Here is a 14,524-nt window from a genome sequence, read left to right on the forward strand (position 1 = left end):
CCACTCTATCCCTTACGCGGGCGCTTCGCCGCATCAGCTGCAAGAATAGCGCCCCATGCTTCAGCGGACTGCGGTGGAGGCTTGCCGTTGGCATCCGCGAAGATAGTGGCGCGAGGGAGCAAGTGATTGGTTGCTACGAACAGCTGGCGCTTGAACCGACTGAAGCATCGCAACGTTGCTCCGCACCCGTTGGCCACGTCGACATTGCGACTTCCCCAATACGCGCGGGCACCATCGCCCTCGATTTCGTATTCGTAAGACCGGATCGTCCTTTCCCAATCCTCCCAAGCGGCGAGCGCTTCCTCAAAGGAAGCGATTGTCTTGTCGTCGTAATCATAGTTCTCGCGGGTCGGACATTGTGGCTTTGTTTCAGCCTCGGTGATGCCGAACACGGCAATGGACGCGGCGTCGCACCGATTCTCGTAACCCGGGCTCCATTCACCCGATGGAGAAAGCGCCAATGATTCTACCTCGACGACAATCGCAATGTTTCGAAGGATTAGTGGTGCGGCGCCGTTGCGGGGCGGAAGCCTGATACCGCGCAGAACCGACAGACCTTTGGGTGATGCGACGGTCATTCGAGACCCTGCCTTTGCTCGTCCGCCGATGCCGCGAACCGTTCGAGAATAATAACACGCACCTGGTGGAAGGGAAGCATCCTGCCATTCTCGTCAAGGAATGCCGGATCGACGGATGGTAGACCGACTTCACTCACCACCGCGGCCATCGTCTCAGACTCGACATCGGCGCGACGCCGCGCCGCATCGGTCGATGGCTGGCGCTCGTTGCTCATGAACGGTGAGACCGCGCCGACGAGGTTGCGCGCGGCAAGCAGGAACTCCTCTCGGACATTTTCCCGGTGTCGCCCCGATCGCGGCTCGAGCGACGTCGTCAGCGTCGGCTTGCGCCGGCTCGTATCGATGCGCTGAACGTCGCGGCCGCCATAGATGGCGATGGCGATCGTCTTGAAGTCCTGATCATCGAGCGCCACCGCGCGCAGGATCGGCAGCTGCACGGTCGGAATACCTGCCTCGATCAAACCGATAAGGAAACGCGCTGCGACGATGGCGTCGATCCGCGCGATGGCGGCTTCGGCTCCACTGCCGCCGCCCCCCTTGCCCTCAATATCCAGACCGCTTTTGATCTCCGAAAGCTCCGACTTGTCGAACTCAGCGCGATAGAAGCGCAGCGCGCGCAGCTGGTCGACGGTAAGGCCTTGGATGGTCTCGAACCGCGCGCGGCGCTGGTACGCTTTGCCTTTCAAGCTGACCCGCCCGGTCAGCGGGTCGCGATCAAACACGGGCGCCTTCACATATTCGGCCTTTGCGGCTTGCTCAGGCGTCGGGGCGAACTCGTCGCGGACGTCGATCACGTCGCGCGCCCGCTGGGCCCGCCGACGCGTTTCAGCGCGAGCGGCGGCGAGTTCGTCATGGTCGACCGCTCGCGCCGGCAGCGAGGCGATTCGCCGCCTAGCCCATTCGCTGCGCGGGTTCGGTGGCTTGCCGCCGGCTTTTTCGTCACACGTACTCATTCACTCAACCCCGCCCCAACTCGCTGTTAAATAGTCCCGCTATCGACAACGACCGACCGATCAGGCGGGCCGCCCATATCCAAGGAACGATACCATTCGGCTGTGGCGCTCGACTTCGCCCGCGCTTCGTCTGCGGTGGCGCCGGCCGAGAGCAGCCGCGCTTCGATCCACGGGACCGGGTCCGTTATCGATCGCGCGGTCGCTGCGGCGATAGCTGACATGGCCGCGTCGTCGCCGCGATCCTTGCGCCACTTGCCTACCATCGAGCGGGCGTTTTTCGCGCTGATACCCGCCGAGGTCAGGAGCGCGACGCCCGCATCAAAGAGCGCTTTCACCGGATCAACCACCGGCGCATCGCGCCCATTACCGTTAGGTAATGGTAATATGGGTGTGGGGGTTGCCGAGTGGTTGCCGGTTGGTTGCTCGCTTGGTTGATTCTTGGTTGGTCGCTTGGTTGAATGCCGCGCCTTTCTTTTCAATGCACTAGCTCGCCCGTTAGCCGCCTGACTGTCGCGCCTGCGGACAACAAATTGTTTCTCCTCCAGGAGACGCAACTGGCTCCATCGCCCGTCCCTGATCTCAAAAAACGGCGCGATGACCGGGCGCAGTCGCTTCCACAATTTGGTGCCGCATCGGGCGTACTTGGCAAGTAGGCGGTCGTCGTCGGGCAGCGTCGTGTCAGGCGCTCGCCACGCGCAGATCAGCAGTAGCAAATACGCACCGTGCTCGGTCGCATCGAGATGCGTGGTGTCGCCAAGATAGGCGTCGGTCCACAATGGTAGGGCGGGAAATTCAGCCATGGTATTCGCCCCCGCCGGAGCGATAGAAGTCGGCGCCGCGGATCGCCGCATAGTCGCCGAAGAACCAGCCCAGGGCCTTGCCTGTCCGCCCGCTTCGACGTTTGGGCATGATGAACTCGATCTTGTTTTTCACCGCCCGCATGTCGGTGTCCCACTTGGCATAGTCGGCGCTGTGCGGGTCGTCGGGTTGCTGGAGTTTGAGATATTCCTCCTCGCGATAGACGAAGAGGATAATGTCGGCGTCTTGCTCAATCTGGCCGCTGTCGCGAAGGTCGGCGGGGATCGGCCGCTTGTCCGGCCGCTTCTCGACGTCGCGGTTGAGCTGCGCCACCGCCATGACGACAAGGTCTTCATCCTTCGCCAGCACCTTGAGGCCGCGACTGACCTCCGAGGCGTGCTCGTACATCGACATGCCGGGGCGGCTCGGTGCCATCAGCTGGAGATAGTCGACGATGACCAGTTCGAGCTTCTGGTTGCGGGCGGCGAGGCGGCGCTTGTGCGACCGCACGCGGCGAACGAGCGACGCGAGGGTCAGACCCGATCGATCGCATATCTCAAAGGGCAGCGCGTCCAGCCGTTCCTTCGCCTGCCGCACGCGTTCGATCTCGTTGGCCGATACGGTACCGTCGCGGACGTGCTCGTACAGAATGCCGCCTTCGATCGAATGGCACATTTCGGCGAGGATGCGGCGCGTCAGCTCGTCGGCGCTCATTTCCAGGCTGAACAGCATAACGCCGTGGCCGCGTTCGGCGGCGCCGCGCGCATAGTTCGTGACGGCGAGCGTCTTTCCCATGCCCGGCCGCCCGCCAGTCACGACGAAATTAGTCGGACGCAGCACACCCATCAGATCGTCGAGTGAACCGATAACCCCGCTTCGCACACCGATCACCGGCTTACCGAAGCTGTCGATTACCAGCTGCGCATAGTCGCCGACGGGCGCTTGCGTGACCTCGTCGTCACCCCCGGCGATCTCCGCGACCACCTCGTCGGCATCGGAAATCAACTGTGCTGGCTCGATCGTGAGATCGCGAGCGGCGTGTATTACGTCTTGCAGCCCGGCGACGAGTCGCCGCCGGCTGGACAGGATTGTGACCTGTTGGAGCAGCGCCTTGGTGCGCGCCCGCGTACCGGCGTTGAGACTGGCCGCCGCCAATATAGAATACGTGCGTGACCAGTCAGGGTCGTCCTGGAAATACGGGGCGAGCGTGATCGCGTCGACCTTTCGGCCTGCCGCGATCTCGATCACCATCTGGCCGAACACCTTACCGTGGAGCGGTACCGAGAAGTCGAGTGGCCGGCATAGATCCGCGGCCGGGTCGATTAGCTGGTTATTGGCGAGCAGATCGCCGAGCAGCCCGATCTCGGCGTCGAAGTTGCGTAGGCTGCTAGGCTGATCGTGCAGCTCGGCGACATGGCCGTCGAATCCGTTCATCGACGTATGCCCCGCAACTGATCGTTCCAATCGTCGAACTCCTCACCGGGCCAAGCCTGCGTCGCTTCGATGCCGCGTTCGAGGATCGCGGCCACTGCTTTTCCGGACGCGATGCGACCGGCGGTGTTGTTCTGCCCGGCGATGATCACCCGGCGCACGACCGGGGGAAATTGCACCGCCGGCATCATGCTGGTGCCGAACGGCACCCACACCGGCAGGCCGGGCCCTTCTTGCATAATCGAGAAGCCGTCTTCCGGGCCTTCCGACATGGTGATGGTCGTCTCGGCCGGCGCCAGGCGCAGCGCCGAACCCTTGATCGTGCCGAGGCTCAGCTTGCAATCGGCCTTGCCGAGGCGAGGATCATCGCCCGAGAAGAATATGCGCTGGATGCCGACGACGGCATCGGTGCCGCCCTGCGCGCCACAGACCAACGCGGGACGGTTGCGCCCCCATTCCCCGGTTTCCTTGTCACGCCATGACGGGATCATCCCGAAGCGCACGAAGTCGGGCAGGGCGATCGTGATGCCGCGCGCGCGGAGATAGGTCTCCGCAGGCGTGCCGGCGATCGGCCGGGACGCGGCGAAGAACTGTCGCGCCCAATGCTCCCTCTCGAGATCCTCGAGCCGGGCTTCGGCCTGCGCCTCGGTCCGCTCCTGTTGCGTCCATTTCGGGAGATCGTCGTTCGCGAGCCGGTGATATGCTTCGCGAAAGCCGCAGCCTTCCTTGTCCATGACGAACCGGATCACGTCGCCGTGCCAGCCGCAGCCAAAGCAGTGCCCGAACTCCTTCGCATCGTTGACATAGAAGCTGGGCGATTTCTCGTGATGGAATGGGCACAAGCCCGAATATTCGCTTCCCGCCTTCTTCAACTTCACGGCCTTGCCGATGACCCCTGAGATAGGGATTTCGCTTTTCAGCTTATCGACCAGCCGACGAAAGTCAGTGTCCGACATGCGGCCCCCGCCACAGGCGCCCCGGTGCGCCCCCGCCACGGCGTCAGCCCTCGACCGGCGCGGGCGAGGGCTCCGTGCGGCTGATGTCGGCGCAGGCCTCTGGCAGCACCTGAGCCATCATGCCGCAGACCTCGTGAGGTCCACCTCGGCAAGGGCCATGAACGCCGTCCAAAGGCGCACGGCTTCCAGGCCGAGCTCCATGCGCGCACGTCGCCCGGCGAGTGTGTCGCGGTCGCCCGCGGCTCCATAGGCCGCGTGCAGCCGGAGGACCGCAGCGTCGTATTCGGCCCACGCCAGTTCAAGCGGCGATGTTTCAGCGACGGGCGCGATCATGCCTCCGACCCATCCGCCCACCGAGGCTTGCGCAATTCACGCTCAAGCTCGGCGATATCTGTGGCGAAACTGGGTTCGGAGTAAGAGCCAACGCTGTGAATCGAGCCGTCGGGCATCTCGACGTGGAAGCCATTTTCCCGGTCGTCTGAAGCCCCGTCATTGACGCCATTCGGGGTGACGACACGAATTTCGCCGTCCATGCAGAGCGCCCATGCGATCACCGGATAGCGGTAGGTGGCGCCGTAAACGCCATCCGTGGGGTGGGTGTCGATATTCACCAAGTTGATGCCAGGTAGCGCCGGGATCAGCTGCAACGGGCGGCGCATCAGTTCATCGACCTCGGTAGGGTGCAAGCCATAGCCCTTGCCGTCGCGCGTGGTGGTGCTGCAGACCGCATGGCGCCGCTCAGAGGTGGCTTTCTCCGGCCCGATGCGAAGGATTTGGTCGACGGCGATGGCGGTGCCGTCCGGAGAATAGGTGCGAATGAACCCGCTCATCATATCGGCATCTCCGGCTCCGAGGACTCGAACTCGCCGCACCAGTCGGTCCTCCCGGTCACCGGCCACAGGCTTGCGCCGACCACAGCGCCCGAAGTGGGAGTAGTGTCGACGTCGTCGTTGGTTCTCGCCTTGACGAGACAGTCAACGACGACTGGCGGATGTCTGCGGCAATCGCCGAGTCCGAAGCCGTCGGCACTGCGGTAATGCGTATCTTCGTCCCAGAAGCGGCAGCCGCCGCAGCGTTCGGTTTTCGTGGTCTGACTCATGCTGCACCCGGTCCATCGAGAGGGAATTTATCCAGCAGCCGCGAAGCCATGTCGCGAAGCTTGACCTGGCCGACGTAACGGCGCGCCTCGTCAAGGGCGGCGATCACGCCGGAAAACGCCGGGCCATCGTCATACGCTTCGTTGATCGCGAGCGCGCCGAGATAGGCGCCGAGCGCCTTGGTCTTGGCGTGCGCGTCGCTGCCGGTCGAGGCGACCGCCGCTCGGAAGGCGGCGAAGTCGATGATTTCGGCGGGCATCAGGCTACGGTCTTGAACGCGGCCTCAAGGTCGCTCTTCCGATAGAAGAGCTTACGCCCCTTTCGCACTACCGGGAGGTGCCCGGCGTCGGTCATTCGGTAGACCGCGCTACGTGAAAGCCCCATGTGCCGAGCCGCCGCAGCAGCGCCGTCGAGGAGATCATCAGATAGGGATTGCAAAGCCGCCTCCATTCTCTTACATTCATGATCGTTATCACTGGTCGTCAATCATGAAGACCAATATTGGCCAAGTAAGCCAGGAGCGACCATGAAGCAAGCAAAAAGCGGGAACATCCGGCGAACCCCCGCAAAATCGTTGCTAGGTACGCGAGATGGTTGATCTCTCCTTCGCACAGGTCGAGGAAACGCTGGCGCGAGTCCACAATATGGACTGGCAGAAGCGGGGCGCGTTCACATCGCGTCTAAAGCACATGCAAAAGCAGGGGCTTCCGCGACGGGCACTGCCGGGCAGAGGCAAGGCGGGAAGCTACAATTTCTCGCAGTTGACACAGATGGGGATAGGCTTGGAGCTGATTCAGATCGGCTTTCCGCCGAAGTTGGCAGCGGATACGGTGCTGGGCAACTGGCCAGAAATGCGAGTCACCGCTCTGCTCGCCACCTACAATACCTTGGAACTGCGGACGATGGATCCTCCTGAGTCCATTGAGCCGTGGTTCTGGATGCTTACGCCGGAGGTGATGCGCGAGCTTGCGACCTCGGGAGTAACCGACATCGATAATTATCTATCCGTTCAGACGGTCGCCGCCTCCGAACTCTCAGAGAAGATAGTCAGCTACGATCGTGTTGGCGTGGTCGGGGAAAGTCGTCGGCGGGTGATCCTGAACGGCACCGAAGTCGTGCGCGAGATACTGAAAAAAGCGGTGTATGAACTTGAATGCGGGACCGCCGAGGAACTGCGCGCGGACATTGTCGATGAAATCCAGCGGGAGCAGACGGCCCTTAATGACGCTATGGGCATCTTCGCGAATGGCGTTGGTAGCGCTGTCGAAGTCGAGCGCGCGATAGAGATGATGGACCTCCGCAAGGTCTTCCCTCTGACCGTCGAGGAGAAGGCCCAGGCCGCAGCCATCATCGCGCGGCTCGACTCAGATCAGCGAGATATAGTGGCAGCGATGATCGCTTCGGCTCCAGCGATGACGATCGCCCAAAGCAAGAGGCTCGCCCAGCTCGGGCTTATCGCCAACGGTAGCACGAGCCATAACCCGCTGCTCACGCCCATCGGCATGTCGGTGGCGAGCGAACTGCGCTGGATGGCGGAAGACGAAGAAACCCCGGAGATGCATAATGGCGACAGTTAAAAAGCGCGCATGGCGCACCGCCAGCGGCGAGCAGAAGGAGGCATGGCGCGTCCGTTATGTGGACCAGCACAGCAAGACGCTGACCCGGCAATTCGCGCTCAAGCGCGACGCCGACGCGTTTCGGGTCAAGGCCGAGGGCGAGGTCGCCGCCGGCGTCCACACACCGGACAGCACCAGTGTGACGGTGGCCGAGGCCGCATCGATCTGGATCACCAACAGCGAGACGAACGGCCTCGGGCGTGGAACGCTCAAGGCCTATCGCGAGATGGTCGACCTTCATATTGCCCCGCTGCTCGGCAAGGAAAAGCTCGCACGGCTCACGGCGCCCAAGGTCGTCCAGTTCGTCGACGCGATGAAGGCGACCCGCTCGATGGCCATGACGCGCAAGGCGGTTCGTCACCTGTCGATGATCCTGAACGAAGCCCAGCGGCGCGGACTGGTCGCGCAGAACGTGGCGGCCGGCGTGAAGGTCAAGCGAACCGACCGCGACGTCGAGCGCGTGACGATCCCGCCGAAAGAGCATCTCCGCGCGATCATCGAAGCGGCGGATCGTCTCGGGAACGAAGATCCGCGCCTCCCTATCCTCGTGAGGGTGCCGACGTTCACCGGGCTACGCCAGGGCGAGCTGCGCGCGCTCGCCTGGCCGTCGGTTGAACTGGTCGGCGAAAAGGTCGAGGTAGGTCAGAGCGCCGACCGTTGGAACGATATCGGCGCGCCCAAGTCGGCAGCGGCGCGACGCTCTATTCCGATCGGCAAGAGCCTCATCGCCGCGCTTCGCAAATGGAAGCTGCAATGCCCGCCGAGCAAACAGGATCTAGTGTTTCCGAACGAGCGGGGCGGCGTCCTGGATCAGAAGGGCATCGGCCTACTCTTCCTCAAGGTGCAGATTGCCGCCGGGCTCGCGATCGACAGCGGCAAGAAAGACGAAGATGGCAACGTGATCTGGAAGCCGCGCTATGGCTTCCACGACCTGCGCCACGCCGCGGCTTCGGCGTGGATCAACCAGCGGGTCGATCTGAAGCGACTGCAGGTCTGGATGGGGCACGCCACGATCCAGCTGACGCTCGATACCTACGGCCATTTGATCGTCGATGCCGAGGCGGACGCCGCGCTGGCGGATAGCGCCGAGCGGGCATTGCTCGGGTAGGCTTGGGTAATAGACGCGGATCTGCGGCTATTGCGGAAATATCCCGGGCAGTGCATGCTTTTCGCACCACGCGAAAGGCAGGGCATGGCGACGGCAGCAATGGAAGATCAGCGCCACCAGTCGCCCGCTCGATGGACCAGTCGGTACCATCCGCCGGCCGATGTGCACGCCGTACGGTTCGCGGACTTGCTGGCGGAACGAGGGCGCGATGCCCTTGAGCCCAAGCAGATGGACTTCCTCCGCAATGTCACGAAAAGCGATGCTAGTGGTACCGGGCGTGTGTTCGTGGCCGGTGACGTCCAGCTATTGAAGCAACGTTGCATCGCGATCATCGGCGCGCGGAAAGCCTCGGAGATGGGCCGGCGCAGGGCGCATCAGCTTGGCCGGCGGCTTGCATCTGCCGGGGTGGTGGTGGTGTCCGGCTTGGCAGAAGGCATTGACACCGAAGCTCTGACCGGTGCGATGGAAGCTGGCGGGCGCGTTATCGCGGTAATCGGTACGCCGCTCGATCAGGCGTACCCGGCCAAGAACAAGGATCTGCAGGAGCGCATTTACGCGGACCACCTGCTCGTCTCGCAATTCTCTGCCGGTGAACGCGTCTTCCCGTCGAACTTCCCGGCGCGTAATCGGACGATGGCGGCGTTGTCGGATGCAAGCGTAGTCATTGAGGCGTCTGACACCTCAGGGACTCTGCACCAGGCAGCAGAGTGCCAGCGATTGGGACGGTGGCTCGTGATCGCTCGCAGCGTGGCGGAGGACCGTTCACTGACATGGCCGGCAAAATTCCTCGGCCATCCAAGGACGGTGGTGCTCGATTCAACTGAGCAACTCCTGGGCGATGTCTACGGAGCGTGACGCTCTGGCTGCATACACAGGCCCTTTACCCGAGCTTGAAAGACACCGGGGTCGACTGGGCGAGCGATCAATCCATTTGGGCGGCGTACAAATTCGTACAGGCGCTCAAGGGGAGGCCGATCTCCGGGTATGCGTACCTTCGCCGCCCGAACGGCATCCAAGTGAAGATCAACGAGGCCAGCGGCGTGGGTGCATTCACGGTGTTCGGCGAGTGGGCTGCGCTTCGTCTCGCGGAGATCCCAATCACCGCAGCATCACTTGTGCCCGTGCCCTCTTCTGATTGCCTTGCTCATGGAGCGGACGCAAAGGGGAACGCGCTTGCGGCTGCAGTGAGAGCTCATGCTGCGGGGATGAGCCTCGCGCCAGTGCTTTGTTGGCGCGAACATTGGCCAAAGGCCGCGGAAGGCGGCGAGCGCGACCCTGACGCGCTCCTGCCAAATTTGAGCGTTCGCGCGATTCTTCCGCAGCAACAGGTGGTTCTAATCGACGATGTAGCGACCTCCGGCGGCCATTTGATCGCATGCGCTCGAGCTCTCCGGGCGAGGGGGCTGCATGTCGAGCACGCGATCTGCGCCGCTCGGACAAGTCATCATGTGCCGGAAGGAGGAATGTTTCACGCCGAGGTGGTCGATCTTGAGGCGCCGGCCCTTGCTCTTGGATGGTAATCAGGAGCTCACTAATGTCGCCAAGGGTACATAAACCGTACACGGCGCCAAAAAGCGGCGGTTTTCCGCCACAAATCAGCAGACTGTAAATCTGCCCGTGCAAGCGTACGCTGGTTCGAATCCAGCCCTGTCCACCAACTCTACATTCTCACCCATCCGCGGGCGCCCAAGAAAACCAAGGTTTTCCGGGGCTTTGCGATGATTCGCGTCCACGCTCATCCGCTGCTTTTCGCAGGTGCCGATTTGGCCTGTGGGAAGAGATGTGGGCGTATTTGGCGATGGGAAGGCTCTCGGCAACGGCTGCAAAAGCCGAGAAACGGCCCGGCAGGCAAGGTGACGGGGATGGCCTGTTTCTGATGGTGAGCGGCTCCGGGGCCAAATGCCGGGTTTGTCGCGTCCAGAAAAATGGTCGCCGGCGAGATATCGGGCTTGGCAGCGCAGCGAAGGTGTCGCTGGCTCAGGCCGGCAAGCGCCCATGTTACACGGCGCGCCGAAAAAGCCAGGCGGGTTGCCACCGGATACCGCCGCGAGCTTGCCAATAGCAGCGGCGGCAAGCACGCCGACCGCATCGCGGGGACGTCGGCGCGCCGCCGTATCAGGCGGTCTTGGGCTTGCGCGGCACGCGCGCCGACTTCGCCGCTGTCGCACTTATGGCCCGCGCGGCGCGGCCCTTCTGGCCAAGGCCGATCTTGTGCGCCATGGCGCGGCGCGCTTCCGAATAGTTCTCCGACACCATCGGGTAATCGGCTTTGAGGTTGTAGCGTTCGCGATATTGCGCGGGCGTCAGGCCGTGACCTGCCAGATGGCGCTTGAGCGTCTTGTACGGCTTGCCGTCGATCATCGAGATGATGTGATCCTTCGAGGCGAGCGATTTCTTGACCGAGACGGCCGGGGTATATTCGCTCGTCGCTTCCTCGATGGCGGGCGCCGGCGGCGTTGCGAGCTGGTTCACCGCCTGATGCATCTTGGCGAGGAAGGACGGCACCTCGTCGGCATTGGCGCGGGTGTTCGGATTGGACAGCCAGGCGATGGTCAGTTCGGTCGCCAGTTCAACAGCGTTGAATGCGGTATCGTCGGTCATGTCTGGTCCTGATCGTTCAATATTCGGGGGGGGTGTTGTGCGACCTGTTGTGTTCGCAGAATGCATTCATAACGACTGTATCGTGAAAGTCTTGTCGAAAACTGGTTACCGTCGCCAGGCACGGTTATGCGCCGGGTCGCCGCACCGCTGCCTAATCAAGAGGCGGCGCCAGCTATCTTCGCTGCTGGTGGTGCCACGCTCCCGCGCCATATTGCGGGTGCCATCGCTCGGATCCGGGTTGTCGGTCTGTCGGTTCCCGATATGGCGTCGAGGTAGCTGCGTCGGATAGAATAGATGGGCTTGCGCGGTAAGCGCGTCATCGCTGCCTGCGACGCTGAACGGGACGCGACGGGGCGGAGCCGGCCGCTTCGTGGGGATGCCAGGCGCCGATCCACCGTCCCGGGGAGCGCACACGTACGGTCCCTGCGCTTCGACGAGCTTCGTCGTACGACCGTGTCAGCGGCGTGAGCACCAGCACCAGCTATGCTGCAATGAATCGCGTTGGCAACGCCAGCTGACCTATGATGGATGCAGACACCTTGTGGTGCACTTCCTTTACCGGCGAAGGCGTTGTCGCGTTCGGTGCTCCCCGCTTTTCTCCCCATGGGTCGTGCTTCGATGTTTCGTTTTCCAATTTCCAGAAGGGGCGGGCCGAGCCGGCGCTTCATCGCATTCGTCGCGTTGCCGGCTGTCGGCTTCGCCGCGGCGCTTGTCTTGTTTGGCCTGTGGAGTCTGTGGATTACGGCAGAAAGGAGCGACCAGGCGGCACGCGCAAGACAGATTCACGAAGTTCGCCTCGCAATCGGTGCGACGCTCGACGAACTGGCGCAAAGCCAGGCCGGCGTCGCGATCTGGGACCCGGCCGTCGCGGAGGTCGACAAGCAGAAGCCCAATCTGGATTGGCTCGATGAGAATGTCGGCGCGTGGTTGAACTATGTCTTCAATCACGAGCTCGACCTGATCATCGACGGCAGGGGCCGTCCTGTCTACGCCATGGAGAATGGCACCCGGGTGAGGCCGGAAACCTTCACCCGTGTCGACGCGGGCTTGCGCCCGCTCATCGCTGCGGCACGCGGCCTGGATACCGGGCCCGCGAATCCGCATGAGCGGCTGCCCAATCAAAGACCAAGCCCGGATAGCACCGTGCGAACATCGCCCCGCGCGGTGCACGCCACCGATCTGATCTACTTTCGCGGCAAGGTCGCGGTCGCCAGTGTCATGCGCATGGTACCGCATACCAGATCCGATATCGCGGGCGGTTCTGCACCGCTGCTCGTCAGCATTCGCTACCTCGATACGAGTCTGATGCATGCCTTGCGACGTGAGCGTGGCATCGACGGCGCGCGCATCACCGCGGCACCCGTCGACGGCGCCTCCGGCGAATATAGCGTCCCGCTCTTATCTTCCCGCGGGCAACGCGTCGGCTATTTCACATGGCGTCCGCAGATGTCCGGCGGCGCCATTCTGGGATCGGTGCTGCCGACCAGCGGAGTCGCGCTCGGCGCCCTGCTCGTCCTTCTGGCGGCCCTGGTCGCGAACATCGGCAGGCTCATGTCCAGGGATGCGCGCTCGATCGGGGTGCTCAACGAAGCGCGCCTGGAGCTTCAGGCCAAGGAGGCGCAGGCACAGTATCTGGCAAATCACGACTCGCTTACCGCGCTTCCGAACCGGACAGCGTTCAACAAGTTCGTCGAAGAGGCCATCGCCGAGCTCGGGGCAGGGCGCCTGCTCGGCGTAATGCTGATCGATCTCGATCGCTTCAAGAACGTCAATGACACGCTCGGCCACCTCGCGGGCGACAGGCTGATCCAGGCGGTGGCAGCGAGGCTTGTGGGCCGTGTCGGCGTCAACAACGTCGTCGCGCGCCTGGGCGGCGATGAATTCGCGGTCTGTCTCAAGGGTTTGAGTCACGCGGAACAATTGGCCGACTTCGCCGAGGTGGCGCTTGCCGAACTGCGTCGGCCCTTCGACATCATGGGATCAGATGTCCATGTCGGCGGTAGCATCGGCATTGCCGTCTGTCCCGCACCAGGGGCCGACAAGACCGAACTGCTTCGAAAGGCCGACATCGCCATGTACCAGGCCAAGGAGGCAGGGCGCGACGACTACCGCTTCTTCAGCCCGGAGATGGACGAGAGCATCGCGTGCCGGCGGGTCATCGAAGAAGAACTGCGGACAGCGTTGCGCGCCGGCGACGAACTGTTCGTGGCCTATCAGCCCAAGCTCGACGCTTCCGGCAGCAGGATCGTCGGGCTCGAGGCGCTCGTCAGGTGGCGGCACCCCACCCGCGGCGAGCTGGCGCCCGACGCCTTCATCCAGGTCGCCGAAGACTGCGGCCTCATCGATTCACTTGGCGATTGGGTCCTCGCCGAAGCCTGCCGGGTGGCGGGAAATTGGCCGGGACTTTCGGTGGCCGTGAATATTTCACCGGCCCAGTTTCGGTCAGCAAATGTGGTACGATCGATAAAGTCCATCGTACGCGGCGCCGGTATCGCGCCGCAGCAGATCGAACTGGAGGTGACCGAAAGCATCCTCCTGGAAGACAATGGCCTTGTGAGAACCGCGCTGGCAGAGCTGCGCTCGGCCGGTTTCCGCATCGCGCTCGACGATTTCGGCACGGGATATTCCAGCCTGAACTACCTGAAGAAATTCAAGGTCGACAGCATCAAGATCGACAAGAGTTTTGTGAAGCGGCTCGGCCAGGATCCCGAGGCGATTGCCATCGTTCAGGCGGTGATTGCGCTCGGGCATGCAATGGCACTTTCCGTCACTGCGGAGGGCGTGGAGACCGAAGAACAGGGATGCCTGCTCCAGATCGCAGGCTGCAATGAACTTCAAGGCTTTCTGTTCTCGAAGGCATTGCTGGAGAGCGAGCTTCGTGCCCTCCTGGATCATGTGCCTCTTCCCCTGCTCGCCGGGCATTTGGGGCGATCGATTTCGGCCTGAGTATCCCGATCTGCGGCAGTGTCGGTGGACCCTCGAAAGAGCCGCGGCGGCAGCGCTGGCGGTGTCCTCCCCTTGACGATCCCGCTGGTGACGACGCGACTTCCTTCATGACATGCGGCGAGGGTCGATGGTTTGAGCGGCCAGGTCCGGCGGCGTGACCCTGACCGGCGTCTTTGTCAGGCGTATATGGCGCGCCGGCAGATCCATGGCGTCCCCGCGCAAGCCCGGCGGAAATGGTCGGCGACGCGGGCTGCGCCAGCATCGGGCTGAGCTGACGGAGCGGGTGCTGCGCTGGAAGGCTCGTCGCGCAGTCCATTCCGCTCACGCGACAGAGAAATGCTGCGCTTACCCGCTCAGCGTCGTCAGCTTTTCGAATAGCGCCATCTAGGGCGGCACCACGGCTTGCTGATTTTCGCGAATGTCCCCGCTATTTCATCCAG

17 protein-coding genes are annotated in these 14,524 nt (G+C 63.0%); 6 read left to right on the top strand and 11 right to left on the bottom strand.

Annotated features, from left to right (window positions below):
- Positions 1 to 5 precede the first annotated feature (5 nt).
- The 10 genes from U1839_RS06185 to U1839_RS06230 all read right to left on the bottom strand — a co-directional run bounded on the left by U1839_RS06185 (position 6) and on the right by U1839_RS06230 (position 6,263).
- A complete protein-coding gene (locus U1839_RS06185; RefSeq protein WP_332802783.1) occupies positions 6 to 578 on the bottom strand; it encodes a hypothetical protein in 573 nt (190 codons plus the stop codon).
- A complete protein-coding gene (locus tag U1839_RS06190; protein ID WP_332802784.1) occupies positions 575 to 1,372 on the bottom strand; it encodes a hypothetical protein in 798 nt (265 codons plus the stop codon). Before U1839_RS06190 ends, U1839_RS06185 begins: the two co-directional genes overlap by 4 nt.
- Before the next feature lie 185 nt (positions 1,373 to 1,557).
- Positions 1,558 to 2,331, bottom strand: a complete 774-nt coding sequence (locus U1839_RS06195; protein ID WP_332802785.1) for a YdaU family protein — start codon at positions 2,329 to 2,331, stop codon at positions 1,558 to 1,560.
- Complete coding sequence (locus tag U1839_RS06200; protein WP_332802786.1) at positions 2,324 to 3,763, bottom strand: replicative DNA helicase; 1,440 nt, start codon at positions 3,761 to 3,763, stop codon at positions 2,324 to 2,326. Before U1839_RS06200 ends, U1839_RS06195 begins: the two co-directional genes overlap by 8 nt.
- Entirely contained in the window at positions 3,760 to 4,716 is a 957-nt protein-coding gene (locus U1839_RS06205) for a CHC2 zinc finger domain-containing protein (protein ID WP_332802787.1), read from the bottom strand. Before U1839_RS06205 ends, U1839_RS06200 begins: the two co-directional genes overlap by 4 nt.
- A 117-nt stretch (positions 4,717 to 4,833) precedes the next feature.
- A complete protein-coding gene (locus U1839_RS06210; RefSeq protein WP_332802788.1) occupies positions 4,834 to 5,049 on the bottom strand; it encodes a hypothetical protein in 216 nt (71 codons plus the stop codon).
- The gene (locus tag U1839_RS06215) at positions 5,046 to 5,549 is read right to left on the bottom strand and encodes a hypothetical protein (protein WP_332802789.1); all 504 of its coding nucleotides are present in this window, start codon (positions 5,547 to 5,549) and stop codon (positions 5,046 to 5,048) included. The genes U1839_RS06210 and U1839_RS06215 overlap by 4 nt, the downstream gene beginning before the upstream one ends.
- Positions 5,546 to 5,815: a hypothetical protein gene (locus tag U1839_RS06220; RefSeq protein ID WP_332802790.1), complete on the bottom strand. Its 270-nt coding sequence runs from the start codon at positions 5,813 to 5,815 to the stop codon at positions 5,546 to 5,548. Before U1839_RS06220 ends, U1839_RS06215 begins: the two co-directional genes overlap by 4 nt.
- Positions 5,812 to 6,072 carry a hypothetical protein gene (locus tag U1839_RS06225; protein ID WP_332802791.1) on the bottom strand — a complete coding sequence of 87 codons (261 nt, stop codon included), beginning with the start codon at positions 6,070 to 6,072 and terminating at the stop codon, positions 5,812 to 5,814. Before U1839_RS06225 ends, U1839_RS06220 begins: the two co-directional genes overlap by 4 nt.
- Positions 6,072 to 6,263: a helix-turn-helix domain-containing protein gene (locus U1839_RS06230; RefSeq protein WP_332802792.1), complete on the bottom strand. Its 192-nt coding sequence runs from the start codon at positions 6,261 to 6,263 to the stop codon at positions 6,072 to 6,074. Before U1839_RS06230 ends, U1839_RS06225 begins: the two co-directional genes overlap by 1 nt.
- A gap of 140 nt (positions 6,264 to 6,403) precedes the next feature.
- Here U1839_RS06230 and U1839_RS06235 point away from each other — a divergent pair, with 140 nt between their 5' ends.
- The 5 genes from U1839_RS06235 (at position 6,404) to U1839_RS06255 (ending at position 10,599) form a co-directional block, all read left to right on the top strand.
- Positions 6,404 to 7,390, top strand: a complete 987-nt coding sequence (locus tag U1839_RS06235) for a hypothetical protein (protein ID WP_332802793.1) — start codon at positions 6,404 to 6,406, stop codon at positions 7,388 to 7,390.
- Positions 7,377 to 8,537 carry a tyrosine-type recombinase/integrase gene (locus tag U1839_RS06240; protein ID WP_332802794.1) on the top strand — a complete coding sequence of 387 codons (1,161 nt, stop codon included), beginning with the start codon at positions 7,377 to 7,379 and terminating at the stop codon, positions 8,535 to 8,537. Before U1839_RS06235 ends, U1839_RS06240 begins: the two co-directional genes overlap by 14 nt.
- Positions 8,538 to 8,621: 84 nt before the next feature.
- The gene (locus U1839_RS06245; RefSeq protein WP_332802795.1) at positions 8,622 to 9,392 is read left to right on the top strand and encodes a DNA-processing protein DprA; all 771 of its coding nucleotides are present in this window, start codon (positions 8,622 to 8,624) and stop codon (positions 9,390 to 9,392) included.
- Positions 9,389 to 10,057 carry a hypothetical protein gene (locus U1839_RS06250; RefSeq protein WP_332802796.1) on the top strand — a complete coding sequence of 223 codons (669 nt, stop codon included), beginning with the start codon at positions 9,389 to 9,391 and terminating at the stop codon, positions 10,055 to 10,057. Before U1839_RS06245 ends, U1839_RS06250 begins: the two co-directional genes overlap by 4 nt.
- Before the next feature lie 278 nt (positions 10,058 to 10,335).
- Positions 10,336 to 10,599: an Arm DNA-binding domain-containing protein gene (locus U1839_RS06255; RefSeq protein ID WP_332802797.1), complete on the top strand. Its 264-nt coding sequence runs from the start codon at positions 10,336 to 10,338 to the stop codon at positions 10,597 to 10,599.
- A gap of 53 nt (positions 10,600 to 10,652) precedes the next feature.
- Here the strand turns inward: U1839_RS06255 and U1839_RS06260 are convergent, their stop codons facing one another.
- A complete protein-coding gene (locus tag U1839_RS06260; protein WP_332802798.1) occupies positions 10,653 to 11,138 on the bottom strand; it encodes a Ros/MucR family transcriptional regulator in 486 nt (161 codons plus the stop codon).
- A 618-nt stretch (positions 11,139 to 11,756) separates the two neighbouring features.
- Between U1839_RS06260 and U1839_RS06265 the strand changes: the two genes are divergently transcribed.
- Positions 11,757 to 14,084 carry a putative bifunctional diguanylate cyclase/phosphodiesterase gene (locus U1839_RS06265; RefSeq protein WP_332802799.1) on the top strand — a complete coding sequence of 776 codons (2,328 nt, stop codon included), beginning with the start codon at positions 11,757 to 11,759 and terminating at the stop codon, positions 14,082 to 14,084.
- Positions 14,085 to 14,524: the final 440 nt, after the last annotated feature.

The organism is Parasphingomonas halimpatiens (assembly GCF_036663795.1).
Lineage (GTDB): Bacteria > Pseudomonadota > Alphaproteobacteria > Sphingomonadales > Sphingomonadaceae > Sphingomonas.